This is a genomic window from Paracoccus acridae, assembly GCF_014642735.1.
In the GTDB taxonomy this organism is placed as follows: Bacteria; Pseudomonadota; Alphaproteobacteria; order Rhodobacterales; family Rhodobacteraceae; genus Paracoccus; species Paracoccus acridae.
In genome coordinates this window covers 1-1,176 of the sequence record NZ_BMIV01000071.1, presented here as the reverse complement: position 1 = coordinate 1,176, position 1,176 = coordinate 1, and the positions used below count along the sequence as shown (strand labels likewise).

The following is a 1,176-nucleotide window of genomic DNA, read 5'->3' as shown; positions in this document are numbered from 1 at the left end:
CGGGATCATCCTCCCGCCAGTCGAGGTCAGGGATCTGGCGGGTCTGATCGCCAACAAGCAGCGTCTGACGCTGACCGACAGCCAGCCCGCGATCTCGACCACCATTGAGGTTGCGGGAGCCGCCCTGCGCTGCCAGGCCATTATCCCGCCCGCCTCCGCAGGCGGCTCAGTGATCTCGATCCGGGTGTTCCGCCGCAGGGCGGCCGGCGATGCACCCCGTCACTTCCCGTTCTTGCGGGACCAGACCGTGTCGCTCGAGGCGGAACGGCTCCAACAGCTGCGCGCCATCTGTGAACTGGCAACCAAAGTCGAAGATCCCGATGTGTTTCTGCGAGCATGCGTCCAGTCCCGCATGAACCTCGTGATCTCCGGGGGCACCTCATCGGGCAAGACCGAGCTGGCGCGGCGCCTCCTGTGGATGGTGGAAGATGAGCATCGCCTGGCCTTGATCGAGGATGCGACGGAACTGCTTCCAGCCCAGGAGAATACAATCAGCCTGATTGCCGAACGGCTGGAGAGCTCGGCACGCTCCGCCGACAAGCTCCTGGAGATGACCCTGCGCCTGCGCCCCGACCGGATCATCCTGGGCGAACTCCGGGGGACCGAGGCGGTCACCTTTCTCGAGGCCATCAACACGGGTCATGAGGGCAGCGTCACCACCATCCACGCCACAAGCGCGCGCAGGGCCGTCAACCGGCTGGCCTTCCTGGTGATGCGCGCAGGCATGCCGCTGACGCTGTCGGAGATCCGTGACTATGTTCTCCAGTCCGTCGATGTCGTCGTGCAGACTGGCCGGGTCGGCACCGGACGGGGCATCCTGGAGACCTGGTTTCCGGGGCTCGACGGGGAGAGCGCCTGACGTATCCCCCAAGCGGCAACTGGAGAGCGGAANCGCAAATCGCCATCTTCATTTCAACAACACCCCCCAGGCGACCGGCCGAAAGGCCGAGCTCAATACCGGGGGGTTACTTATATCCGGACGTCGTCTTCTTGGAATTCGGAAAGCTCCCCACTCTTACAGGTGATCAGGTTGCGCTTCTTCGGCAGCGTGGCATGCTGGTAAGAAATACCTCCGAGGCGGAGACGTGGCTTGAGACCGTCGGCTACTATCGACTGAGCGCCTATTGGCTGCCGTTCGAGTTGCCTCCCCCTCCTGGTCAGACCCGCAGCAAGCGC

General features: G+C 64.0%; 1 protein-coding gene and 1 pseudogene. Both read left to right on the top strand.

Annotation, left to right across the window (positions count from 1 at the left end; translation table 11 throughout):
• Positions 1 to 859, top strand: an 859-nt coding sequence (locus tag IEX25_RS19765) for an ATPase, T2SS/T4P/T4SS family (RefSeq protein WP_188717427.1), incomplete at its 5' end; no start/stop codon positions are given.
• Positions 860 to 990: 131 nt separating this feature from the next.
• Positions 991 to 1,176: pseudogene (locus IEX25_RS20270) on the top strand (Abi family protein); the annotation flags it as partial.